The 22855-nt window shown below is 62.3% G+C and carries 21 protein-coding genes; 13 read left to right on the plus strand and 8 right to left on the minus strand.

Translation table 11 applies throughout. From position 1 onward, the window contains the following. Positions 1-2: 2 nt before the first annotated feature. The gene (locus ACZYR5_RS13995; protein ID WP_489090561.1) at positions 3-1154 is read left to right on the plus strand and encodes an acyl-CoA dehydrogenase family protein; all 1152 of its coding nucleotides are present in this window, start codon (positions 3-5) and stop codon (positions 1152-1154) included. 246 nt (positions 1155-1400) lie between these two features. Here ACZYR5_RS13995 and ACZYR5_RS14000 read toward each other — a convergent pair whose 3' ends face one another. The 6 genes from ACZYR5_RS14000 to ACZYR5_RS14025 all read right to left on the minus strand — a co-directional run bounded on the left by ACZYR5_RS14000 (position 1401) and on the right by ACZYR5_RS14025 (position 8158). Further along, positions 1401-2174 carry an enoyl-CoA hydratase gene (locus ACZYR5_RS14000; protein ID WP_489090562.1) on the minus strand — a complete coding sequence of 258 codons (774 nt, stop codon included), beginning with the start codon at positions 2172-2174 and terminating at the stop codon, positions 1401-1403. Positions 2175-2189: 15 nt separating this feature from the next. Further along, positions 2190-3317 (minus strand): acyl-CoA dehydrogenase, encoded by a 1128-nt coding sequence (locus ACZYR5_RS14005; RefSeq protein WP_489090563.1) that lies wholly within the window; start codon positions 3315-3317, stop codon positions 2190-2192. A gap of 21 nt (positions 3318-3338) precedes the next feature. Beyond that, complete coding sequence (locus ACZYR5_RS14010) at positions 3339-4532, minus strand: acetyl-CoA C-acyltransferase (protein WP_489090564.1); 1194 nt, start codon at positions 4530-4532, stop codon at positions 3339-3341. 12 nt (positions 4533-4544) lie between these two features. Continuing rightward, entirely contained in the window at positions 4545-5306 is a 762-nt protein-coding gene (locus tag ACZYR5_RS14015) for an SDR family NAD(P)-dependent oxidoreductase (protein ID WP_489090565.1), read from the minus strand. Positions 5307-5321: 15 nt separating this feature from the next. Continuing rightward, positions 5322-6986 carry an AMP-binding protein gene (locus ACZYR5_RS14020; protein ID WP_489090566.1) on the minus strand — a complete coding sequence of 555 codons (1665 nt, stop codon included), beginning with the start codon at positions 6984-6986 and terminating at the stop codon, positions 5322-5324. A 158-nt stretch (positions 6987-7144) separates the two neighbouring features. Continuing rightward, complete coding sequence (locus ACZYR5_RS14025) at positions 7145-8158, minus strand: AraC family transcriptional regulator (RefSeq protein WP_489090567.1); 1014 nt, start codon at positions 8156-8158, stop codon at positions 7145-7147. A gap of 204 nt (positions 8159-8362) precedes the next feature. Between ACZYR5_RS14025 and efeU the strand changes: the two genes are divergently transcribed. From efeU to ACZYR5_RS14050, 5 genes are all read left to right on the plus strand, one after another. Beyond that, positions 8363-9214, plus strand: coding sequence for an iron uptake transporter permease EfeU (efeU, locus tag ACZYR5_RS14030; RefSeq protein WP_489090568.1), 852 nt, complete (start codon positions 8363-8365; stop codon positions 9212-9214). Next, the gene (gene efeO, locus ACZYR5_RS14035) at positions 9211-10410 is read left to right on the plus strand and encodes an iron uptake system protein EfeO (RefSeq protein WP_489090569.1); all 1200 of its coding nucleotides are present in this window, start codon (positions 9211-9213) and stop codon (positions 10408-10410) included. The genes efeU and efeO (ACZYR5_RS14035) overlap by 4 nt, the downstream gene beginning before the upstream one ends. Before the next feature lie 16 nt (positions 10411-10426). Beyond that, a complete protein-coding gene (gene efeB / locus ACZYR5_RS14040; RefSeq protein ID WP_489090570.1) occupies positions 10427-11725 on the plus strand; it encodes an iron uptake transporter deferrochelatase/peroxidase subunit in 1299 nt (432 codons plus the stop codon). A gap of 170 nt (positions 11726-11895) precedes the next feature. Further along, positions 11896-12720 carry an iron uptake system protein EfeO gene (efeO, locus tag ACZYR5_RS14045; protein ID WP_489090571.1) on the plus strand — a complete coding sequence of 275 codons (825 nt, stop codon included), beginning with the start codon at positions 11896-11898 and terminating at the stop codon, positions 12718-12720. 133 nt (positions 12721-12853) lie between these two features. Further along, positions 12854-14044 (plus strand): MFS transporter, encoded by a 1191-nt coding sequence (locus tag ACZYR5_RS14050; protein ID WP_489090572.1) that lies wholly within the window; start codon positions 12854-12856, stop codon positions 14042-14044. 508 nt (positions 14045-14552) lie between these two features. Here the strand turns inward: ACZYR5_RS14050 and ACZYR5_RS14055 are convergent. Beyond that, on the minus strand, positions 14553-15590 hold the full coding sequence (locus ACZYR5_RS14055; protein WP_489090573.1) for an alpha/beta hydrolase family protein: 1038 nt from the start codon (positions 15588-15590) through the stop codon (positions 14553-14555). Between the two features lie 208 nt (positions 15591-15798). Beyond that, positions 15799-16410, minus strand: a complete 612-nt coding sequence (locus tag ACZYR5_RS14060; RefSeq protein WP_489090574.1) for an FMN-dependent NADH-azoreductase — start codon at positions 16408-16410, stop codon at positions 15799-15801. 280 nt (positions 16411-16690) lie between these two features. Here ACZYR5_RS14060 and pstS point away from each other — a divergent pair, with 280 nt between their 5' ends. The 7 genes from pstS (at position 16691) to ACZYR5_RS14095 (ending at position 22846) form a co-directional block, all read left to right on the plus strand. Then, positions 16691-17719 (plus strand): phosphate ABC transporter substrate-binding protein PstS, encoded by a 1029-nt coding sequence (gene pstS, locus ACZYR5_RS14065; RefSeq protein ID WP_489090575.1) that lies wholly within the window; start codon positions 16691-16693, stop codon positions 17717-17719. A 78-nt stretch (positions 17720-17797) separates the two neighbouring features. Next, positions 17798-18763, plus strand: coding sequence for a phosphate ABC transporter permease subunit PstC (gene pstC, locus ACZYR5_RS14070; protein WP_489090576.1), 966 nt, complete (start codon positions 17798-17800; stop codon positions 18761-18763). Continuing rightward, positions 18763-19656: a phosphate ABC transporter permease PstA gene (pstA, locus tag ACZYR5_RS14075; RefSeq protein ID WP_027620939.1), complete on the plus strand. Its 894-nt coding sequence runs from the start codon at positions 18763-18765 to the stop codon at positions 19654-19656. The genes pstC and pstA overlap by 1 nt, the downstream gene beginning before the upstream one ends. A gap of 79 nt (positions 19657-19735) precedes the next feature. After that, entirely contained in the window at positions 19736-20497 is a 762-nt protein-coding gene (pstB, locus tag ACZYR5_RS14080; protein ID WP_051550606.1) for a phosphate ABC transporter ATP-binding protein PstB, read from the plus strand. Further along, complete coding sequence (locus ACZYR5_RS14085; RefSeq protein ID WP_489090577.1) at positions 20497-21195, plus strand: hypothetical protein; 699 nt, start codon at positions 20497-20499, stop codon at positions 21193-21195. Before pstB ends, ACZYR5_RS14085 begins: the two co-directional genes overlap by 1 nt. Next, positions 21195-21830 (plus strand): hypothetical protein, encoded by a 636-nt coding sequence (locus ACZYR5_RS14090; RefSeq protein ID WP_489090578.1) that lies wholly within the window; start codon positions 21195-21197, stop codon positions 21828-21830. The genes ACZYR5_RS14085 and ACZYR5_RS14090 overlap by 1 nt, the downstream gene beginning before the upstream one ends. Positions 21831-21916: 86 nt before the next feature. Beyond that, positions 21917-22846 (plus strand): LysR substrate-binding domain-containing protein, encoded by a 930-nt coding sequence (locus ACZYR5_RS14095; RefSeq protein ID WP_489090579.1) that lies wholly within the window; start codon positions 21917-21919, stop codon positions 22844-22846. Positions 22847-22855: the final 9 nt, after the last annotated feature.

Raw genomic sequence — 22855 nt, forward strand, 5'->3', positions numbered from 1 at the left:
ACATGCACGATATCGAATTGACCGAAGAACAGGTGATGATCCGCGACATGGCCCGGGATTTTGCCCGTGGCGAAATCGCCCCCCACGCCCAGACCTGGGAAAAAGCCGGTTGGATCGACGACGCCCTGGTGGCGAAGATGGGCGAACTGGGTCTGTTGGGCATGGTGGTCCCGGAGGAATGGGGCGGCACCTACGTCGACTACGTGGCCTATGCGCTGGCGGTGGAAGAGATTTCCGCCGGCGATGGCGCCACCGGTGCGCTGATGAGCATTCACAACTCGGTGGGCTGCGGCCCGGTGCTCAACTACGGTACTGAAGAGCAGAAACAGACCTGGCTGGCGGACCTCGCCAGCGGCCAGACCATCGGCTGCTTCTGCCTGACCGAACCCCAGGCTGGCTCCGAAGCGAACAATCTACGCACCCGCGCCGAACTGCGTGACGGCCAGTGGGTGATCAATGGTGCCAAGCAATTTGTCAGCAACGGCAAGCGGGCGAAACTGGCGATCGTGTTCGCCGTCACCGACCCGGAGCTGGGCAAGAAAGGCCTGTCGGCGTTCCTGGTGCCTACTGATAATCCGGGGTTCATCGTCGATCGCAGCGAGCACAAGATGGGCATCCGCGCCTCCGATACTTGCGCGGTGACCCTGAACAATTGCGTGATCCCCGAGGCCAATCTGCTGGGCGAACGCGGCAAGGGCCTGGCGATTGCCCTGTCCAACCTTGAAGGCGGACGTATCGGCATCGCGGCCCAGTCCCTGGGCATCGCCCGCGCCGCCTTCGAAGCGGCCCTGGCCTACGCCCGTGACCGGGTGCAGTTCGACAAGCCGATCATCGAGCACCAGAGCATCGCCAACATGCTCGCCGACATGCACACCCGCCTCAACGCCGCCCGCTTGTTGATCCTCCATGCCGCGCGCCTGCGCAGCGCCGGCAAGCCGTGCCTGTCCGAAGCCTCCCAGGCCAAATTGTTCGCCTCGGAAATGGCCGAGAAGGTCTGCTCATCGGCGATTCAGATTCACGGGGGTTATGGGTATCTGGAAGATTATCCGGTGGAGCGCTACTACCGCGATGCGCGGATCACGCAGATCTACGAGGGGTCGAGCGAGATTCAGCGGATGGTGATTGCGCGGGAATTGAAGAACTACCTGGTGTAAATCCTGTGGGAATGGGCTTGTTGGCGATGGCCTCATCGCTGGCAAGCCAGCTCCCACAGGGTCCCAGTACACCCTGGGCCACAAGGTTACGGGTACATCGCGGATGTTGTGACCAGCCTAAAACTGTAGGAGCCGGCTTGCCGGCGAAGGCGTTAGCAATGACCGCGTAAGGTTCAAGGCCGCCTTCGCTGGCAAGCCAGCTCCTACAGTTCAAATTGCAGCGTGAGTGCGCCGCAGATAAAGCGGTTATTTACCCACAAACTCCGGCGCACGTTTGGCGATGAACGCCGCCATGCCTTCTTTCTGATCCTGGGTGGCGAAGGCAGCGTGGAAGACCCTGCGTTCGAAGCGCACGCCTTCGGACAGGCTGACTTCAAAGGCGCGGTTCACGCTTTCCTTGGTCATCATGGCAATCGGCAGCGACTTGCTGGCAATCACGGCAGCAACTTTCAGCGCCTCATCCAGCAGTTCATCCGACGGCACGATGCGCGCAACGATGCCGCAACGCTCGGCTTCGACCGCATCGATCAAACGCCCGCTCAGGCACATTTCCATGGCCTTGGCCTTGCCCACCGCACGGGTCAGGCGCTGGGTGCCGCCCATGCCCGGCAGTACGCCGAGGTTGATTTCCGGCTGGCCGAATTTGGCGTTGTCGCCGGCCAGGATGAAGTCGCACATCAGCGCCAGTTCGCAGCCACCGCCCAGCGCAAAACCGTTAACGGCAGCAATGATCGGCTTGCGGCGGTTGGCCACGCGGTCACTGTCACTGAACAGGTCGTCGAGATAGATCTGCGGGTAGCTCAGCTCGGCCATTTCCTTGATGTCGGCGCCGGCGGCGAAGGCTTTCTTCGAACCGGTGATGACGATGCAACCGATCTGCGGATCTGCTTCCAGGCCGTCCAGCGCATGGTTCAGTTCGCTGACAATCTGCGCATTCAAGGCGTTCAGCGCTTGCGGGCGATTGAGAGTGATCAGGCCAACACGGCCCTGGACGTCCAACAAAATCGTTTCGTAACTCATGCAAGGTTTCCTTGTTCAAAGATTGCGCGAAATGACCATGCGCTGAATATCGCTGGTGCCTTCATAGATCTGGCAGACCCGCACGTCGCGATAGATGCGCTCCAACGGGAAGTCGCTCAGGTAACCGTAACCGCCGAGGGTTTGCAAGGCGGACGAGCAGACTTTCTCGGCCATTTCCGAAGCAAACAGCTTGGCCATCGAGGCTTCCACCAGTGCGGGCTGGCCGCTGTCACGCAGGGCGGCGGCGTAATGCACCATCTGCCGGGCGACGGCGATCTGGGTGGCCATGTCCGCCAGACGGAAGGCCACCGCCTGGTGCTCGATGATCGGCTTGCCGAAACTGTCGCGCTCGCGGGCGTAGTCACGGGCGGCTTCGAACGCGGCGCGGGCCATGCCCACCGATTGCGAGGCAATGCCCACGCGCCCGCCTTCGAGGTTGGCCAGGGCAATCCGATAACCTTCGCCCTCCTCGCCCAGGCGATTGGCCACCGGCACCTTCACGTCCTCGAAGAGGATCTGGCAGGTGTCGGAGGCGTGCTGGCCGAGCTTGTCTTCGACCCGCGCGACTTTATAGCCCGGTGAGTCGGTGGGCACGATGAACGCGCTGATCCCGCGCTTGCCGGCGTTCGGGTCGGTCACTGCAAACACGATCACCACTCCGGCGTTCTGCCCGGAGGTGATGAACTGCTTGCAGCCATTGAGTACGTAGTAATCGCCGTTCAGCCGGGCGCGGGTTTTCAGGCCACTGGCGTCGGAGCCGGCCTGCGGCTCGGTCAGGGCAAAGGCGCCGAGCATGGCGCCGCTGGCCAGCGGTGTGAGGAAGCGCTCTTTCTGCTCATCGGTGCCATACTTGAGGATCGGCACGCAGCCCACCGAGTTGTGCACGCTCATGATGGTCGAGCAGGCACCGTCGCCGGCGGCGATTTCTTCCAGGGCCATGGCGTAGGCCAGGTAACCGGTGTCGCAACCGCCCCACTGCTCCGGGACCAGCATGCCGAAAAAGCCCAGCTCGGCCATTTCACCGATGGCCTCTTTGGGAAAGCGATGCTCGCGGTCCCACTCGGCGGCAAAGGGTTTCAAGCGTTCCTGGGCAAATTGCCGGGCGGCTTCGCGGATCTGTAGTTGTTCGTCATTGGGTAGCATGGACAGCTCCTGGATCGGCCGTTAGTACAGGCATTCAACGGCCATCGCCGTGGCTTCGCCGCCGCCGATGCAGATCGCCGCAACGCCGCGTTTCAGACCTTTCTGGCGCAGGGCCGAGAGCAGGGTCACGAGGATCCGTGCGCCGGACGCACCGATCGGATGGCCGAGGGCGCAAGCGCCGCCGTGGACGTTGACCTTGTCGTGGGGAATTTCCAGCTTGGTCATGGTGACCAGGCTGACCACAGCGAAGGCCTCGTTGATTTCGAACAGCTCGACGTCATCGATGTTCCAGCCGGTTTTCTTCAGCAACTTCTGAATCGCCCCCACCGGTGCCACCGGGAACAGCCCCGGGGTATCGGCGAACGCCGCATGCCCGTGGATCACGGCCAGCGGTTGCAGGCCACGCTTTTGCGCCTCGCTGCGACGCATCAGCAGCAAGGCCGCCGCGCCATCGGAAATCGAACTGGAGTTGGCAGCGGTCACCGTGCCACCGTCGCGGAACGCCGGTTTGAGGCTGCTGATCTTGTCCAGCTTGGCCTTGGGCGGCTGCTCGTCATGACTGATGGTTTTCTGCTCTTTGCCAACCGTCACCTGCAACGGCACGATCTCGGCATTGAAGCTGCCATCGGCGATTGCCTGTTGGGCGCGGGTGGTTGAGGCGATGGCGAAAGCATCCTGGGCTTCGCGGGTGAAACCGTGCTCCTGGGCGCAATCTTCGGCAAAGGTGCCCATCAGGCGGCCCTTTTCGTAGGCATCTTCGAGGCCGTCGAGGAACATGTGGTCGATCACGCTGCCATGGCCCATGCGGTAGCCGCTGCGGGCGCGGTCCAGCAGGTACGGGGCGTTGGACATGCTTTCCATGCCGCCGGCGACTACGACATCGGCACTGCCGGCCAGCAGCATGTCGTGGGCGAGAATCGCCGCTTCCATGCCCGAACCGCACATTTTATTGAGGGTGGTGCAACGGGTCGACTTGTCCAGACCGGCGCCCAGTGCCGCCTGGCGCGCCGGCGCCTGGCCGAGGCCAGCCGGCAATACGCAGCCGAACAGCACTTCTTCCACCGCATCGCTGGCAACGCCGGCACGCTCGACCGCCGCGCGGATCGCCGCAGCACCCAGTTGCGGCGCGGTCAGGCTTTTCAGCTCGCCCTGGAAACCGCCCATGGGGGTGCGCACGGCGCTGACGATGACAATCGGATCATTCTGTGTGGTCATGTTCATGACTCCTTATTTGGCGGCCATGCGCAAGGCACCGTCGAGACGGATCACCTCGCCGTTGAGCATGCTGTTTTCAATGATGTGGTGGGCCAGCGCCGCGTACTCGGCAGGTTTGCCCAGGCGTGGCGGGAATGGCACACCGGCGGCCAGGGAATCGCGGACTTCCTGGGTCATGCCGGCCATCATTGGCGTTTCGAAAATTCCAGGGGCGATGGTCATCACGCGGATGCCGAAACGCGCCAGTTCGCGGGCGGCCGGCAAGGTCAGGCTGGCAATTGCCCCTTTCGATGCAGCGTAGGCCGCCTGGCCGATCTGTCCGTCAAAGGCAGCGGCCGAGGCGGTGTTAATGATCACTCCGCGCTCGCCATTGGCATCGGGCGCGGTTTCGGCGATGGCGGCTGCGGCCAGGCGCAGCATGTTGAAGCTGCCGATCAGGTTGACGTTGATCACCTGGCTGAAGCTTGAGAGCAGATGCGGACCGTTTTTGCCCAGGATTTTCTCGCCACGCACGATACCCGCGCAATTGACCAGGCCGTTGACCGCGCCAAAGGCCTCGACCGTGGCCTGCACCGCCGCCTGGGCCGCGTCTTCATTGCTGATGTCGGCCACCACGCTGTGGGTACCGAGGCGCTGGGCCTGGGCGGCAACAGCCTCGGCGTTCATGTCCACCAGCATCACTTTGGCGCCGGCGCCGACCAACAATTCGGCGGTGGCCGCACCCAGTCCGGATGCGCCGCCGGTGACGATAAATACCTTGTTCTCGATCTGCATCATTGTTTCCTTAATTCAAGCTGTAGCCTTGTTAACCGCGGCCTCTTGAGCCTTGGCGATTTCCTGGTTGCGCAAGATAAAGCGCTGCAATTTACCGCTTGGGGTTTTCGGTAGATCGCTGACAAATTCGATTTCACGGGGGTACGAGTGCGCGGCCAGGCGCTTGCGCACGTGTTGGCGCAGCTCTTCGGCGAGCGCGGGCGAACCCAGGTACTGGGCGCTGAGCACGACGAAGGCCTTGACCAGTTCGGTGCGCTCCGGGTCCGGTTTGCCGACCACTGCCGCTTCGATCACCGCCGGGTGTTCGATCAGCGCGCTCTCGACGTCGAACGGACCGACCCGGTAGCCGGAGGTGGTGATCACGTCGTCGCTGCGACCGACGAAGCTGATGCTGCCGTCCGGGTTCAGCTCCACGGTGTCGCCGCTCAGGTAGTAGTTGCCGACGAAGGCCTTGGTTGGCGCACCTTCGTAGCCCGGGAACCAGCACATCGGCGACTGGCTGCGGTCGATGGCGAGGATGCCTGGCTGGCCTACCGACAATTCATTGTAGTTGTCGTCCAGCACCACGATGCGATGGCCAGGCGAAGCAAAGCCGGCGGCACCGACATGCACCGGGTGCTCCAGGCCGTGGTGGTTGCACAGGACCATGCCCAGCTCGGTCTGGCCATAGTGGTCATGAATGACGACGCCAAGGTTGTCGGCGAACCAGCGAATCACTTCCGGGTTCAGCGGCTCGCCGGCGCTGCTGACGATGCGCAACTTGCCCTTGATGCTCTTGGCGAATTCGTCGCCACCGGCGATCAGCAGGCGGTAGGCCGTCGGCGAACCGGTGAGGTTGGTGATCCCGTACTTGTTGATCACCCGGCAGGTGCTTTCGAGGGTGAACGGACCATCGTAGAAGGTAATCGGGTGGCCCATGCTCAAAGGACCGGTGACACCAAAGTAGATACCGTAGGCCCAGCCCGGATCGGCGACGTTCCAGAACGCGTCTTCGGGACGCAGGTCCACCGCGTCGCGGGTGTAACTCTGGAAGGCGACCATGGCCTTGAGCGGCACATAAAGGGCCTTCGACGGGCCGGTGGTGCCCGAGGTGAACATCAGCAGGAACGGGTCTTCGCCGTTCATCAGCACCGGTTCGCACTGATTGGAATGGTTGGCCAGTTCGGCCCAGAAACTGAAATCGCCACGCACCAGGCCCTGGCCCTTGGCGCCGGTGACGGTGACCGTGGTTGGGCAATCCGGCACTTCCAGCAGTTTCGGCCGGTTCACCGCGTCGGTGACTACCACGGCGGCACCGGAACTGCCGAGGCGATGTTCCAGGGCCTTGGGCCCGAAGGCGGTGAACAATGGCTGATACACGGCGCCGATGCGCCAGGTCGCCAGCACGACAATCAATAATTCGACATTACGGGGCAGCAGGCCGGCGACCTTGTCGCCCTTCTTCACGCCCTGGGACTGGAGGAAGTTGGCAAAGCGCGCGGCTTTGTCCTGCAGGTCGCTGAAGGTGTAGGTCGCGCTGGAACCGTCGCGCCCCTCCCAGAACAGGGCGATACGCCCAGGCAACGCATGCCGGTCGCAGCATTCGACACAGGCATTGAGCGCCGTCAACGAGCCGTGGAGCGCCGCATCGACAGTGTGCTGATAGTTGAACTGAGAAGTTGCAGACAGGTAGTCGCGCATTACCAGAATCCCTCTTTACTTTTTATTGGTTGGGGGAACCTCGAGAATCCGGGAAATACTCGCTCCGACCGGCGCGCGCGACAATGGTCAAAGCTTTCAAGTTGTGTGACTGCTTTGGCCAAGCCCGCCTGCCGGCAGGTGTCTGGCCCGGGCCTCCCTCAGTCGGCTTCGGCGAGAATCAGGCTGCGGTAATGCCCGGGATTGGACCCCGACCATTTACGAAAAGCCTTGTAGAACGAGCTGGTATCGGCAAAGCCCAGGCGCGCGGCAATTTCGGTGAAGCTGATCGCCGGCTCGGCCAGCCAGGCGATGGCCAGTTCCTTGCGCACACTGTCCTTCAGGCCCTGGTAGGTCTGGCCCTCTTCGGCCAGGCGGCGGCGCAGGGTCGAGGCCGACATGCACAGCTGCTGGGCCAGGCTCTCGGTTTCCGGCCAGCGCTCGGCGGGGAGTTGCCGCAGGTCGAGCTTGATCCGGCTGGCCAGGCTTTGCGGGTCACGGTACTTGACCAGGATGTTGGCCGGGGCCAGGGCCAGGAAGCGCTTGAGCTCTTCGACGCTGCGCTTGATCGGCAGGTCGAGGCAGTCGGCGGAAAAAATCATCCGCGTGCGTGGCCGATCGAATCGCAGGTTCTGCGAGAACATCACTTGGTAGTCGTCGCAGAAATCCGGCTCGGCGCAACGCAGCTCAATCGCGAGGATCGGGATCCGCCGCCCCGCCAGCCAGCACGCCACGCCGTGGACGATCATCCAATACGTGAAATAGGTGAAAGCGCGCCGGGGCGGATGGTCATCTTCCATCAGGACGATTTCCGCCAGGGTTTGTTGATGCACCAGTTGGGCCGGCATGCGCTCCAGCATCAACGACAGGAAACCCAATCCAGCATTCAGGCCGGCCGCCAGGGTTGGCTGGGCCATGGCGCATTGGCAGAGAAAGGCCAGGCTGCCGGACTTCAACTGGCGCGGGTCCATGCCAAAGAACTCGTCGTCGCCGCGCCGTGCCAGCAGACGCCACAGCCGCGCATAAGCGCTGGCCGGAACGCGCGCGTCAGGCTGTTGCAGCCCTTGCGGATCGATACCGACCTTGAGCAGGACTTCGGCGGTGGCCTCGGGCGGGCAACTTTGCAGCAGCGCTTCGCGCACCAGGTGCATGGAGATGGTGTCTTTTTCCGACATTACGTGTGCGGGGCCCTGTTGTTGTTTGCTGGCCATCTTAACGGATGGCCGGATGAATCCCTACGCGGCTTAAGGCTAAAGCACTGGAGGATACCGATCACGGCGCTGTTCAGCGTACGTTCAGATAAATGCCAATCAACCTCGATTAGCAATGAGTATCATTAAGTTACAAATTATCTTCTTACCTGCAGATCACGGTGCTCAATGCTGGTTCCCTTTCTGATCATGCTGCGCGAAGGCATCGAGGCGGCGCTCATCGTCGGCATCATTGCCAGTTACCTCAAGCAAACCGGGCGTGGGCAATGGCTGCCGGCGGTGTGGATCGGCGTGTTTCTCGCCGCCGCGCTGGCGCTGCTGGTGGGTGGCGGCCTGGAACTGCTCAGCGCCGAGTTCCCGCAGAAACAGCAGGAGCTGTTCGAAGGGCTGATCGGTCTGGTGGCGGTGGCCATCCTCAGTTCGATGGTGTTCTGGATGCGCAAGGTCGCGCGCTCGATCAAGCATTCACTGCAGGTGTCGCTGGAAGCGGCCATGACCGGCTCGCGGCATCAGGTCACGGCGCTGATCGCCATGGTGTTCTTCGCCGTCGCCCGCGAGGGCCTGGAAACCGTGTTCTTCCTGTTGGCGGTATTCCAGCAGAGCGAAGGCCCCGGAGCACCGATCGGCGCCCTGCTCGGGCTGGTGCTGGCGATCGCCATCGGCTGGCTGATCTACAGCGGCAGCCTGCGCCTGAATCTTTCCGCATTCTTTCGCTGGACCGGGCTGTTCATCCTGGTGGTGGCCGCCGGGATTCTCGCCAGTTCGGTCCAGGCCCTGCATGAAGCCGGGGTCTGGAATCAGCTCCAGGGCGTGGTCTTCGACATCAGCGCCAGCCTGCCTGCGGACGGTCCGCTGGGTTCGGTGCTGGCCGGCATGTTTGGCTATCAGGACACGCCGACCGTCAGCACCCTGGGTGCCTACGTGATTTACCTGGCCGTGACGCTGCTGATGTTCTTCCTGCCAGCCGGTGCTGCGAACGCCTCGCCTTCTTCCGTTTCCCGTCACCAAGGGCACTCATGACCAGTCAGCCGCCGCTTTCCCCACCTCCTGCGCGTGCCTTGCGCTGGGCCCTGGCCGGTTCGGTGATCGTGATGATCGCTGCCGGCGGGTTGTTCTACTACGCCTCGAGCATGGCCGCCGCCAAGCGCCAGGCGCATCTGGGTGAGATCACTGTGAACATCAATTCCCACAACTGCGAACCCAACGCCCTGAGCGTCCCGGCGGGCCACAGCAGTTTTCGCATCGTCAACCACTCCGAACGGGCGGTGGAATGGGAAATCCTCGACGGCGTGCTGGTGCTCGAGGAGCGGGAAAACATTGCCCCCGGCTTGAGCCAGGTGATCAACGCCACTCTGCTGCCCGGCGACTACAGCATTACCTGCGGTCTGCTGAGCAATCCGCGTGGCACCTTGCATGTCACCCCGACCGAGGCTTCCGACGCAGCGGCCAAGGCCCGCCCCTCTCTGGTGGCCTTCGTCGGCCCCCTCTCGGAATATCGCGTGTACCTCAATGGCCAGAGCAATGCGCTGATCAAGGCGGTTGATGCCTTGCAACAGGCCATCGATGCCGACGACCTGGCTCGGGCCCAGGCGTTGTACGCGCCGGCACGGATCGCTTATCAGCGCCTGGCACCGGCAGCGCAACGCCTGTCTGCGCTGGACAACGCGATCAATGCCCGCGCCGACTACTTCGAGCAGCGTGAGCAGGATCCGCAGTTTGTCGGCTTCCATCGCCTCGAATTCGGCCTGTTCCAGCAGCGCAGCACGGCAGGTCTGAACCCTGTGGCCACGCGCCTGCTGGCCGATGTCAGCCAGCTCAAGCCACAACTGCTGGCGCAGTCGCTGCCTCCCGAGCAACTGGTCAGCAGTGTGGTGCGCAACCTGCGCAGCCTGGCCGATGTGCGGGCAGCCAGCGGCGAGGAGGAACGCTACAGCCATCTCGACCTCAACGGTTTTGCCGCCAATCTCGAGGCCGCCCGCAAAGTCTTCGAGTTGTTGCGACCTTTGCTGAGCAAGGGCAACGGCCCGTTGCTGGAGCAGATCGACCGCAGCGCCACGGCCCTTGATGCCGAACTCGACAGCCTGCGACTGCAGGATGGCTACCGCCGTTACGACAGCGTCGACCCTGATACCCGCAAGCGCATCGCCGACCAGGCCAGGACATTGGCCGACGCACTCGACGCAATCGATCCCGCCCTTGGCCTTTCCGGCCTGTAAGCAGAAGACCCCACCGATGAACGATGCAGATCAAATCAACGCCCATCGCCGCCGCGTCTTGCTCGGCATGGGCGCCGCCGGCGTCGCACTCGCCGGCAGCAGCCTGAGTTGCCCGGCCATGGCCGCCAATCCGGCGCCCGTCACCGTGGCCCCCAGCAGTGAGAAAACCGACCAGCGCAACGCCTTCCGAGGCCGGCACCAGAGCGGCATCGTCACCCCGCGCCCGACCTCGGGCATGCTGGTGTCGTTCGATGTGCTGGCCACTGACCGCAAGGATCTGGAGCGTCTGTTCCGCACCCTTGATCAGCGCATCGCCTTTCTCATGCACGGTGGCCCGGTGGCCGAGGTCGACCCGAAACTGCCGCCCGTGGATTCCGGAATCCTTGGCCCGGTGGTGACCCCGGACAACCTGACCATCACCGTGTCGGTGGGTGAGTCGCTGTTCGATGAGCGTTTCGGCCTGGCCGCGGCCAAGCCCATACGGTTGATCCGCATGGTCGGTTTCCCCAACGATGCGCTGCAGCCGGATTATTGCCATGGCGACCTGAGCCTGCAGTTTTGTGCCAACAGCATCGACACCAATATCCATGCCCTGCGCGACATTCTGAAAAACCTGCCGGACCTGCTGGCGGTGCGCTGGAAACAGGAAGGCAGCGTGCCGCCGCAGGCCCCGCGCAAGCCCGGCGAACCGGCGCAGAGTGCACGCAATTACCTGGGCTTTCGCGACGGCTCGGCCAACCCGGACTCCAACGATCAGCCGTTGATGAATCAGTTGGTGTGGGTCCAGCCCGGCGGCGACGAACCGGCCTGGGCCAGCCATGGCAGTTATCAGGCGGTGCGGATCATCCGCAACCTGGTGGAGCGCTGGGACCGCACGCCCTTGCAGGAGCAGGAGAGCATTCTGGGCCGGGTGAAAACCAGCGGCGCACCGATTGGCGGTCGGCATGAAAGCCAGGTCCCGGATTACGCCAACGATCCCCAGGGCAAGCTGACCAAACTCGATGCCCATATCCGCCTGGCCAACCCGCGCACGGCGCAGACCCAGGCCAACCGGATCCTGCGCCGACCGTTCAACTACTCCAACGGCGTGAGCAAGAACGGCCAACTGGAGATGGGCCTGCTGTTCATCTGTTACCAGGCCGATCTGCACAAGGGCTTTATCACTGTGCAGAACCGCCTCAATGGCGAACCCCTGGAGGAATACCTGAAGCCGATTGGCGGCGGGTATTTCTTCACGCTGCCTGGGGTGACCGATGACAAGGATTTTATTGGTCGTTCGCTGCTCGATGCCACACAGCCGAAAACCTCGGTTTGATCGCTATCTCCTTGTAGGAGCGGTCTCCCGCTTGCGGTTGCTCGCGAAGAACCTGAGGGCACCGCGCTCATTCAGGCTGCCCGCGTCATCGTTGACGTTTTTCGCGAGCAAGCTCGCTCCTACAGGGGGGCGGCATTTCAATTTTCCCCACCCACCCGCGGAACAGTCCCATGAAAAAGTCGTCTCTCGCTTTGCTGGTCGCCCTTGGTTTGCTGCACGCCCCCGCTTCGGTCTTCGCCGCCACCGCGCCGCTGGACCTGGTGGGGCCGATTTCCGATTACAAGATCTACGTCACCGAACAGCTTGACGAGCTGGCCAGTCACACCCAGGCCTTCACCACCGCAGTGAAGCAAGGTGACCTGGCCACCGCGCAAAAGCTCTACGCACCGACGCGGGTCTACTACGAGTCGATCGAGCCGATTGCCGAGCTGTTCAGTGACCTCGATGCCTCCATCGACTCGCGGGTCGATGACCACGAGCAAGGCGTCAAGGCTGAAGATTTCACCGGTTTCCACCGGATCGAGTACTCGCTATTTTCCGAGAAGAGCACGCAAGGCCTGGGCGCCCTGGCCGACGGCCTGGACAAGGACGTCAAGGAACTTCAGGCACGGGTTGCCGGCCTGACCTTCCCGCCGGAAAAAGTCGTCGGTGGCGCCGCCGCGCTGCTCGAGGAAGTGGCTGCGACCAAGATCTCCGGTGAGGAAGATCGCTACAGCCACACCGACCTCTACGACTTCCAGGGCAACATCGATGGGGCGAAGAAAATCGTCGATCTGTTCCGCGCGCAACTGGAACAGCAGGACAAGGCGTTTGTGGCCAAGGTCGACAAGAACTTTGCCAGCGTCAATACGATCCTCGCCAGGTACAAAACCGCTGACGGTGGCTTTGAAACGTATGACAAGGTCAAGTCGAACGACCGCAAGGCATTGGTCGGGCCGGTGAATACCCTGGCCGAGGATCTGTCGACGCTGCGCGGCAAATTGGGCCTGAACTGAGTTCATTGATCCGGTCGAAGGACGGCTGAGCCCCCTCTTCGACCGGCTCGATTGAAATAATCGTTAGCCTGCTTTCTTTTGCTCCAGACCCGCGCCATGATGCCGCTTACCGCCCGCCCGCGAATGAGCCACCATGTCTGCGCAGCAAGCACCCCACGTCAGCTCCATGGCGATCACCCTGCAGATCGTCTCCATCGTCTTCTATACCTTCATTGCTTTCATCTGCATCGGCCTGCCGATTGCGGTGCTGCCCGGTTATGTGCATGAGCAACTGGGCTTCAGCGCGGTGGTCGCCGGGCTGACCATCGGCTCGCAATACCTGGCCACCCTGCTCAGCCGGCCCATGGCCGGACGCACCTGCGACACGGTCGGCACCAAGCGCGCGATTGTCTATGGCCTGGCGGGGATTTTTTTCAGTGGCTTGCTGACCTTGCTCTCGGCCTTTCTGGAAAGCTGGCCGTTGCTCAGCCTCGCCGTTCTGATCGCTGGCCGATTGCTGCTGGGGGTAGCCCAGGGCTTGATCGGGGTCGGCACCATCAGCTGGTGCATGGGCAAGGTCGGCACCGAGCACACCGCGCGTTCGATTTCCTGGAATGGCATCGCGTCCTATGGTGCGATCGCCATTGGTGCGCCACTTGGGGTGGTGATGATCGACGCCTGGGGGTTTGCCAGCCTGGGGATTGCTCTGTCGGTCCTGGCCGCAGGTGCCCTGCTGCTGATTCGCAACAAGCCTTCGGTGCCGGTGATTCGCGGTGAACGGATGCCGTTCTGGTCGGTGTTCGGCCGCATCGCGCCCTTTGGTGCGAGCCTGTGCCTGGCGTCAATTGGCTACGGCACGTTGACCACCTTTATCGCGCTCTATTACGTCAACCGCGGCTGGGCCGGCGCGGCCTATTGCCTGACGGTGTTTGGCGTATGTTTCATTGTCGCGCGGCTGCTGTTTATCTCTAGCATCAATCGCTTTGGCGGTTACCGTTCGGCCATTGCCTGCATGAGTATTGAAACCCTGGGCCTGGCGCTGTTGTGGTTTGCCCCTTCGACGGCCGTTGCCCTGGTGGGTGCCGGGTTGACGGGGTTTGGCCTGTCGCTGGTGTATCCCGCACTGGGGGTGGAGGCGATCAAGCAGGTGCCGGGTAGCAGCCGGGGGGCTGGGTTGAGTGCCTATGCGGTGTTTTTCGACCTGGCGCTGGCCATTGCCGGGCCGTTGATGGGGGCGGTGGCGCTGAACCTGGGGTATTCGTGGATTTTCTTTTGTGCGGCGGGGTTGTCGGTGAGTGGGTTGGGGTTGACGGTGTTGCTGATGCGGCGGGGCCAGGGGATTTGATATCTCGCGATGGGGTACATATCCAATCCTGCCGAAACGCTGGATTTGAACTGTGGGAGCTGGCTTGCCAGCGAAGTCGGCCAAACGGTGTACACATTCATTCCTGCCGCAACGCCCACTCCACTGTAGGAGCTGGCCTGCCAGCGATGGCTGATTAAAGGTGTACATATCCATTCCTGCGGTAACGGCGACTTATGGTTTCGCCCTTACGGCGAGTCCCTTTTGTCAAACGCCACAAAAGGAACCAAAAAGTCTTGCCCCAACGTCCGGCCCCCTCGCCTAGGCTCGGCGTACCTTCGCTTCGGCATCCATCCGCGGGTCATCGCCTCCGGTTGGCTTCGCTGCACCTCCTCTCGATGTCTGCGGCTGCGCCGCAGCGCGCTTCGCGCTCCCCTCGGATGAATACCTCCACTCAGCCTTCCGTAACGGGGCGGGTGGATCAAGATCAAAAGCCAACGGCAACGGCAACGGGAACGGCACAGCGACCTTGCGGTCGGCTTCTATTGTTTTACTGATCCGCCGTCTGCATCCCCGCTCTATTCGGCCTGACCAAGGCATGCGTAAAGAAATGACCCGCTTCATTAATAAGGCCGCGGTGGATGTCTTCGCGGTCAACACCGTCGGGGTCGGTGCACAGGGCGGGCATGCTTTGGGTTTGGGCTTCGTTGCAGGGAGCCATGAAGATGAAGTGGCCGGCGCCGGCCAGCAGTTTGAAGTTGGGCGCAGTGGGGAGTTTGCGCGCCAGGGCGGCGGCGTTTTTGTCGAGGGCTACCAGTTGGTCGCCGTCGCCGCTGTAGAGCAGCACCGGCACATGCACTCCGGAGAGGGTCTGGCGGCCGAATTTCAGGCTCAGGGGCGCCAGCAGCATCAGCGCGTGGACCCTCGGGTCGGCGACCGGTTGCAGGTCGTCGCGGTCGACGATCAGTTCACCCTGGGTGTTGCAGGCGTCGTGGTCGGTCGGACGCTCCTGGCAGTAACGCCGCAAGCGGTCCAGGTCAGGGGTGGCGCCGGAGAGAATCAGCGCGGTTTCACCGCCGGCGGAATAGCCGATGACGCCTACCTGGTCTGCGTTGACGAAAGGCGCCAGCAGCGAATCGGCCAGGGTCGCAGTGATCGCTTCGGAGATCTGGATCGGCCGGCCATAGAGGTTGCTCAAGGTGCCTAGGCGGCTGTGGTCGGTGGAGTTGTCGCCGGGATGAATCACCGCCACCACCACGAAGCCCTTGCGCGCCAGCGAGGTGGCCAGGTAATGCAGGGCCAGCGGCGTGCCAGTGTTGCCGTGGGACAGCATCAACATCGGGAAGCGGCCCAGGGCGACTCGCGCGTCCTGAGTAGCCTGGACCTGATACCCCTCAAGGGTGCTCGAATGTTCGATGCCGGTCGACGGATAAAAGGCAATCGCCCTCATCGGCTGCAGGTCCAGCGGGTCGAGAAAGCTCAGGTGATGGTAGCCGACACTCCAGTGCGGCTGCGGTGCAGGCGCGGCGTGCACCGAATTCAGGCTGCCGAGCAGGCAGAACAGTAACAATGCCCACAGACGTGACATGGGAAGCCCCAGCGTGTTACCCGATTGAATAACCGTGTGTCCACATTCGCGGGGTTCAGCCGAGATGACAACGGTACCAATAGCCTGCACTGCATAACCCGGGCCAAGGTTCAGGTCGTCAGGCAAATCGCACCCATGAAAAAACTCCGCGCCTGGATCGTTTTACTCTCGATCCGGGCGCGGAGTCCAGTGGTTACCGCAGCCAGATTCAGGCCGCGACGAACAACTCTTCGCTGATCCGGGTTTGCGCATCGCTGATGGCTTTGCTGCGCACTTCGTCACCGTAGGCCAGGCCATGGGCGCGGACGAATTCGATGTCGGTGATACCGATGAAACCGAGCATGACTTTCAGGTACTCCTCATGACCGACGGCGGTCGGTTGGCCTTGATGCAGGCCGCCCGCGGTCGACACCACCACGACTTTCTTGTTGCCGCACAGGCCTTCAGGACCGGCTTCGGTGTAGCGGAACGTCTGGCCAGCGACGGCGATGCGGTCGATCCAGGCCTTGAGCTGAGTCGGGATCGAGAAGTTGTACATCGGCGCGGCGATCACCACGGCATCGGCGGCGAGGAATTCGGCCAGGGTCGAGGCGCTGAGGTCGGCTTCGTGCTGTTGTGCAGCGTTGCGCAGTTCGGCGCTGGTGCCGGCAGCCACCAGGGTCGCCGCGCTGAAATGGCTGATGGCATCGCTGGCCAGGTCGCGGTAGGTGATCACGGCTTCGGGCTCGGCAGCCTTCCAGGCCTGGACCACGTCGTGGCTCAACTGACGGGAAGCGGAGTTGTCGCCGAGGATGCTGGAATCGATGTGCAGCAGTTTCATGTGGGATCTCCAAGTGAGGATCGCCACTGGGCGATCAAGTAGGAACAATCCTACAGATGCGATCAATCAGTGATAAGCCCACAACAATGTGATGGTTCGTCCTACTCATAGGACAATGGCTTTCGCTTCTTCTGTAGGACGACGTCGTACGACTGAGCCAGCGTTTGGCTTACGAGGGCACTGCGAAGGTGGCATTTCGCCGCGTCATAAACGCCATTCATAAAACCGTAACAAAACTGCTGCAAAGTGCGCGAGCCCGATATCACAAGGAGTCCTTTCGATGAAAAGCTTGATGAAGTCCGTTGCCCTCGCCGTTACAGCCACTCTTTGTGCCGGCTCCGTTTTCGCTGCCGACAATGTTCGCCTGACCGGTTCTGGCGCCAGCTTCCCTGCGCCGATCTACCTCACCTGGTTCAAGGACTTCAGCAAGAAGACCGAAGGCGTCACCGTCGACTACCAATCCAAAGGCAGCGGTGCAGGTGTGCAGGACTTCCTGAACAAGACCGTCGACTTCGCCGCCAGCGACTCGGCGATGAAAGACGAAGACATTGCCAAGGTTGCAGAAGGCGCTCAGTTGCTGCCGATGACTGCCGGTGAAATCGTTCTGGCCTACAACCTGCCAGGCAATCCTAAAGGCCTGAAGCTGCCACGCGAGGTGTACTCCAACATCTTCCTGGGCAAGATCACCAAGTGGAACGATCCACAGATCGCTGCAGCCAACCCGGACCTGAAACTGCCTGACATGCCGATCACTGTTGTCGTGCGTGCCGACTCCAGCGGTACTACCGCGGTGTTCACCAAGCACCTGGCAGCCATCAACCCCGAGTTCAACACCACGCTGGGTGAAGGCAACACCGTCAACTGGCCCGCCAGCGACAAGTTCATCAAGTCGCCGAAGAATGATGGCGTGACCGCTACCGTGCGCCAGACCCCGGGTGCGGTTGGCTACATCGAATACGGCTTCGCCAAGCTGGCCAAGGTTGACTTCGCCGCGCTGCAGAACAAGGCCGGCCAGTACGTCGTACCGAACGCCGAAAGCGGCGCCGAGGCCCTGGCCGCGGTGAAGATGCCGGAAAACCTGGTGGCCTGGCTGCCGGATCCGGACGGCGCCAAGTCCTACCCGATCACTTCCTACACCTGGATGATCTTCCGCAAGGACAACGGGAACCCGGCCAAGGCCAAGGCCATGCGCGACATGGTCGAGTACAGCCTGACCGAAGGCCAGAAGATCGCCGACTCGATGGGCTACATCCCGCTGCCGCCATCGGTGATCGATCAGGTTCGCAAAGCTTCCGCCAACATCCAGTAAGGCACGCGAGGTTGCTTCCGGAGTGCGCTGTCAGCCACGCCGGAAGCGCTTCCCCTCTATTTGTTCCGGAATGAGCCAATGAACAGACCCTTCAGCGTACCGGTTAATCCGGACTCCGCCTGCCAGCCGCCCTCGACCAAAGACTTCCTCGTTGATCGTACCTTCCGTGCGTTTGCACGCGTCGGCGTGGTGCTGGTGCTGGCGCTAGTCTTTGCGCTGGTCTTTGAAGTCGGACGCAAGGCCTTGCCGGGCATGGAAAAGCATGGCTTTGACGTGATCTTTGGCAGCGTCTGGGACGTCAACCAGGGCAAGTACGGCATCCTCCCGGCCATCTGGGGCACGCTGTACAGCGCCTTTATCGCGTTGCTGATCGCCGGCTTCTTCGGCGTGAGCATGGCGATTTTCCTCACCCAGGATTTCCTCCCGGCGAAACTCGCCGCAGTCTTTCGCACCATCGTCGAATTGCTCGCCGCAATCCCCAGCGTGGTTTACGGCCTGTGGGGCATCTATGTGGTCATTCCGGCGATCCGCCCGCTGACCACCTGGTTGCACACCGAACTCAGCTGGATCCCTTTTTTCGGCACATCACTGAGTGGCCCCGGACTGCTTCCGGCAGCGCTGGTGCTGGCCATCATGATTCTGCCGACCATCGCCGCGGTGTCCCAGGACGCCCTGACCGCCGTGCCGATGAAAACCAAACAGGCCGCCTACGGCATGGGGACCACCCACTGGGAAGCGATTCTCAAGGTCATGGTGCCTTCCGCTGCCACCGGCATCTTTGGCTCGCTGGTTCTCGGTTTGGGCCGGGCGCTGGGTGAAACCATGGCCCTGGCCATGCTGGTGGGCAACGCCAACAACATTTCCCTGTCGCTGTTCGCTCCGGCCAACACCCTCGCGGCCTTGCTGGCGCTGAACTTCCCGGAAGCCGGGCCGAACGAAATCGAAGTGCTGATGTACGCCGCACTGGTGCTGATGATGATCACCCTGCTGGTGAACGTCCTCGGCTCGATGATCATGCTCTACGCCCAGCGGGGGAATAAATGATGACGGACCTCTCTACCCCTGTAGCCGCCCTGCCCAGCCTGCAGCGCAAATTCGAAGGCCGCGCCCTGCGCAGCCTGGTGCTGACCACCCTGGTCTGGGCTGGTGCCCTGCTGGCCAGCGTGCCGCTGATTTCCGTGCTGTACATGCTGATCACCCGTGGTGGCGCCCGTCTGAGCCTGGAAGTCTTCACCGAACTGCCACCCACCGGTTTTGAAACCGGTGGCGGCTTCGGCAACGCCATGGCCGGTACGTTCGTGATGGTCGGCATCGCCGCCGCCATCGCCGTGCCGGTAGGCATCATGGCTGCGGTGTTCCTCGCTGAACTGGGCCCCCACAGCCGCCTGGCCAACGCCGCACGCTTCGCCGCAAAAATGCTCACCGGCCTGCCGTCGATTCTGGCCGGTGTGTTCGCCTACGCCCTGGTGGTGATGACCACCGGCACCTACTCGGCCCCGGCCGGTGGTGTGGCGCTGGCGGTGCTGATGCTGCCGATCGTCGTGCTGACCGCCGAAGAGTCGATGAAGATGGTGCCCAAGATCATGAAGGACGCCGCTTACGGCATGGGCTGCACCCGCTCGCAAGTGATCTGGAAGATCGTCCTGCCAACCGGCCTGCCGGCCATCCTCACCGGCGTGATGCTCGCGGTGGCCCGTGCCGCCGGCGAAACCGCCCCCCTGCTGTTTACCGCGCTGTTCAGCAACTACTGGATCTTCCACGACGGCGACCTGGCCGTGATGAATCCGACGGCATCGCTTGCCGTGCTGATTTACAACTTCTCCGGCATGCCGTTCGACAACCAGTTGGAGCTCGCCTGGGCCGCCTCGCTGGTGCTGGTAATGATCGTGCTGGTCGTGAATATCGTCAGCCGGATTTTCGGCAAGCCCAAGTATTGAGAACGGGAGCACCTGAATTTTGAACCTTTCAACTGCACAACTGAATGCTGCTCCTATCGTCACCCCGGCGCCTGTGGTCATGGACTGCAAGCTGGACAAGATTTTCTACGGCAACTTCCTGGCCGTGCGTGACAGCCATGTACCGATCGAAAAGAACAAGATCACCGGCTTCATCGGACCTTCCGGCTGCGGCAAGAGTACGGTACTGCGCAGCCTCAACCGGATGAACGACCTGGTCAAAGGCTTCCGCTTCGAAGGCCACGTGCACTTCCTCGGCCAGGACGTCTACGGCAAGGGTGTTGACCCGGTCGTAGTGCGCCGCTACATCGGCATGGTGTTCCAGCAGCCCAACCCGTTCTCCATGAGCATCTTCGACAACGTCGCCTTCGGCCTGCGCCTGAATCGCTACAAGGGCGACCTCGGCGATCGGGTCAAGCATGCGCTGCAAGGCGCCGCGCTGTGGGACGAGGTCAAGGACAAACTCAAGGTCAGCGGCCTGTCGCTCTCCGGCGGCCAGCAGCAACGCCTGTGCATCGCCCGCGCCATCGCCACCGAGCCGGAAGTGCTGCTGCTCGACGAACCCTGCTCGGCCCTCGACCCGATCGCCACTCGCCGGGTCGAAGAGCTGATGGTTGAACTGAAGAAGGACTACACCATCGCCCTGGTCACCCACAACATGCAGCAGGCGATCCGGGTGGCCGACACCACGGCGTTCTTCTCGGTGGATATTTCCCAGGGCACGCGCACCGGCTACCTGGTGGAAATGGGCCCGACCACGCAGATTTTCGACAATCCGCGCGAGCAGATGACCAGCGACTACATCAGCGGCAAGTTCAGCTGATGCCAACCCAGCGTCGTCTTGATTTGGTCGCGGTTGAACGCGCCCTGCGTGAAGTCCAGGCCCGTTTCGACGAGTTGAGCCTGCACTTCACCGAGCAGCGCGATCCCATGACCGACGAGGTGTTGGAAAATGTGATCGCAGGCTACGCCCTGGTTGACGAGTATGTGGCTCGCGGCATCGATCTGTTCGACCTGCAGCACCTGGACCTGATGCTGGAAATCAACGCCACCGTGCTCTGCGGCAACGACCCGGCGCGCCGCCTGGAATACGCCCAGCACCTGACGGCGACCGAAGAGCATTTCTTCAACAACGTCGAGGGTGGCATCAAGGATCTCCACACCTGGTATTGCAAGCACCACGGGGAATCGGTGTGGAAGCGCGCCGCCGGGGTCTACGTGCGCATCCTCAGCAAGCCGCAACTGTTTATCGAGGGCAACAACCGCAGCGGTTCGCTGATCGTCAGCTATTTGCTGATGCGCGACGGCCTGCCGCCGTTCGTGCTGTCGCTGGAAAACGCCGAGGGTTACTTCAACCCGTCGTCGGTGATCCGAAATTCTGCCAAACATGGAGTCAAGGCGTTGTACGAGTTGCCCAAGATCAAGAAAAAGTACGCCGCTTTCCTGGAAGATCAGGCGCCTGATCCTAAGAAGTTTTTTCTCAAGGACAAGCCCTTGCCGATCTCTCAGGGGGGACGTTGATGAACGGCTATCCACTGCTCGAAAAGTGCCGGATGTCTGCCTCCCGTGGCTGGGAAGCGATGCAGCGTGCCGTCCCTGGCGCAGCGGCGAAAACCCCGCGCATCCGCATTTCCTTCGATATCGACGACACCCTGGCCTGCCAACCCGAGCACAGCGACGTTGAGCCGAACTGGCTGGCGGAGCGTCTGCACAGCTCGCTGACTGAACCGCTGCGCATCGGCACCCGCGCCCTGACCCGCGAGCTGCGTCGCCAGGGCTGCAGCATCTGGGTCTACACCTCGTCCGGGCGCACGCCTTCCTATATTCGCCGCTGGTTGTTGCTGTACGGCATTCGCGTCGACGGCGTGGTCAACAGTGTCTTGCACAACGAAGCCTTGGCGGCCCGCGGTTTGTCGAACTCGCCGTCGAAGCTGCCGCCGGCTTTCGATATCGACCTGCACGTCGATGATTCCGAAGGTGTGCGCATGGAAGGCCATGACTACGGCTTTCGCGTGGTGGTGGTCGATCCGCAGGACGAGCACTGGGCGCAGAAAGTGCTCGATGCAGTTGCCGTGGTCCAGGCACAGGTTGCGCGGCAACATTCGCTGGATCACTCGCCAGCCGTGGCACAAGGTGCACGCGCCGTTTACTCCTGAGTGACGTTTCGCCTGAATTTGTTGGATCATGAGCGCCGGGCCGTTTGATCGGCCCCCTATCCTTTCCAATGAACAGGCGAGCTTTCATGACATTGACAGAGGGCACCGCCCGAAATCTGTCCGACCTCTATTACTTCGCCAAGGTGGTCGAAGCCGGTGGTTTCGCTGCCGCCGGCCGCCTGCTGGGTATCCCCAAGTCACGCCTGTCACGGCGCATCGCCGAACTCGAAGAGCGCCTGGGCGCGCGCTTGCTGCAGCGCACCACCCGCCAGCTCAACCTGACCGCGGTCGGCGAGCGTTACCTGCGCCATTGCCAGGCGATGCTGCTGGAAGCCGAGATGGCCGATGAAGCGGTGGCGAGCATGACCAGCGAGCCACGGGGACGGCTGAGGGTGTCGTGCCCGGTGGGCCTGGCTCATGAATTTCTGCCAGGGGTGATCAGCAGCTTTCTGCAGCGCTTCCCCCTGGTGCAGCTGGAAATGCAGTTGCTCAATCGTCGCGTTGATTTGGTGACAGAGGGCATCGATGTCGCCCTGCGGGTGCGCGAGCTCGGCGATGAAGATCCGTTCCTGGTGACGCGCCGCCTGCGCCAGGCGCAGACCGTGATAGTCGCTGCGCCGAGCTTCGTCCGCGAGCGCCAGATCAATACCCCGGAGGACCTGAAACAGGTGCCGGTACTTGGCGCGCTGGAAGCCGACCGCCTGGTGCACCTGCGCATGATTGGCGAACAGGGGCAGACCTGTGACCTGAGCCTGGAAGCGCGCCTGGGGATCGATGACTTCGTGGTGCGCAAAGCCTGCACCCTGGCGGGCCTGGGTTTCACCATCCTGCCGATGATGTATTGCGAGGAGGAGCTGGCCAACGGTTCACTGGTGCAGTTGCTGCCCCAGTGGTCATTGCCCGGCGGCTGGCTGCAGGCGGTCTACCCTCATCGTCGGGGTGTACTGCCGGCGGTGCGCGCCTGGATCGAGCATTTGGCCGAGTCGTTCAACAGTTGCGGGGATCGTCTGCTATGAACGCTGCAA

It is taken from the genome of Pseudomonas sp. F007 (assembly GCF_057814275.1).

Coding starts and splice junctions, on each gene's coding strand:
- ACZYR5_RS14060 (WP_489090574.1), bottom strand. CDS start 16,410: ATGAAACTGCTGCACATCGATTCCAGCATCCTCGGCGACAACTCCGCT.
- ACZYR5_RS14090 (WP_489090578.1), top strand. CDS start 21,195: ATGAACGGCTATCCACTGCTCGAAAAGTGCCGGATGTCTGCCTCCCGT.
- ACZYR5_RS14050 (WP_489090572.1), top strand. CDS start 12,854: ATGTCTGCGCAGCAAGCACCCCACGTCAGCTCCATGGCGATCACCCTG.
- efeO (WP_489090571.1), top strand. CDS start 11,896: ATGAAAAAGTCGTCTCTCGCTTTGCTGGTCGCCCTTGGTTTGCTGCAC.
- efeU (WP_489090568.1), top strand. CDS start 8,363: ATGCTGGTTCCCTTTCTGATCATGCTGCGCGAAGGCATCGAGGCGGCG.
- ACZYR5_RS14005 (WP_489090563.1), bottom strand. CDS start 3,317: ATGCTACCCAATGACGAACAACTACAGATCCGCGAAGCCGCCCGGCAA.
- efeO (WP_489090569.1), top strand. CDS start 9,211: ATGACCAGTCAGCCGCCGCTTTCCCCACCTCCTGCGCGTGCCTTGCGC.
- pstA (WP_027620939.1), top strand. CDS start 18,763: ATGACGGACCTCTCTACCCCTGTAGCCGCCCTGCCCAGCCTGCAGCGC.
- ACZYR5_RS14025 (WP_489090567.1), bottom strand. CDS start 8,158: ATGTCGGAAAAAGACACCATCTCCATGCACCTGGTGCGCGAAGCGCTG.
- ACZYR5_RS14010 (WP_489090564.1), bottom strand. CDS start 4,532: ATGACCACACAGAATGATCCGATTGTCATCGTCAGCGCCGTGCGCACC.
- ACZYR5_RS13995 (WP_489090561.1), top strand. CDS start 3: ATGCACGATATCGAATTGACCGAAGAACAGGTGATGATCCGCGACATG.
- pstS (WP_489090575.1), top strand. CDS start 16,691: ATGAAAAGCTTGATGAAGTCCGTTGCCCTCGCCGTTACAGCCACTCTT.
- pstC (WP_489090576.1), top strand. CDS start 17,798: ATGAACAGACCCTTCAGCGTACCGGTTAATCCGGACTCCGCCTGCCAG.
- ACZYR5_RS14015 (WP_489090565.1), bottom strand. CDS start 5,306: ATGCAGATCGAGAACAAGGTATTTATCGTCACCGGCGGCGCATCCGGA.
- ACZYR5_RS14020 (WP_489090566.1), bottom strand. CDS start 6,986: ATGCGCGACTACCTGTCTGCAACTTCTCAGTTCAACTATCAGCACACT.
- ACZYR5_RS14055 (WP_489090573.1), bottom strand. CDS start 15,590: ATGTCACGTCTGTGGGCATTGTTACTGTTCTGCCTGCTCGGCAGCCTG.
- ACZYR5_RS14000 (WP_489090562.1), bottom strand. CDS start 2,174: ATGAGTTACGAAACGATTTTGTTGGACGTCCAGGGCCGTGTTGGCCTG.
- pstB (WP_051550606.1), top strand. CDS start 19,736: ATGGACTGCAAGCTGGACAAGATTTTCTACGGCAACTTCCTGGCCGTG.
- efeB (WP_489090570.1), top strand. CDS start 10,427: ATGAACGATGCAGATCAAATCAACGCCCATCGCCGCCGCGTCTTGCTC.
- ACZYR5_RS14085 (WP_489090577.1), top strand. CDS start 20,497: ATGCCAACCCAGCGTCGTCTTGATTTGGTCGCGGTTGAACGCGCCCTG.
- ACZYR5_RS14095 (WP_489090579.1), top strand. CDS start 21,917: ATGACATTGACAGAGGGCACCGCCCGAAATCTGTCCGACCTCTATTAC.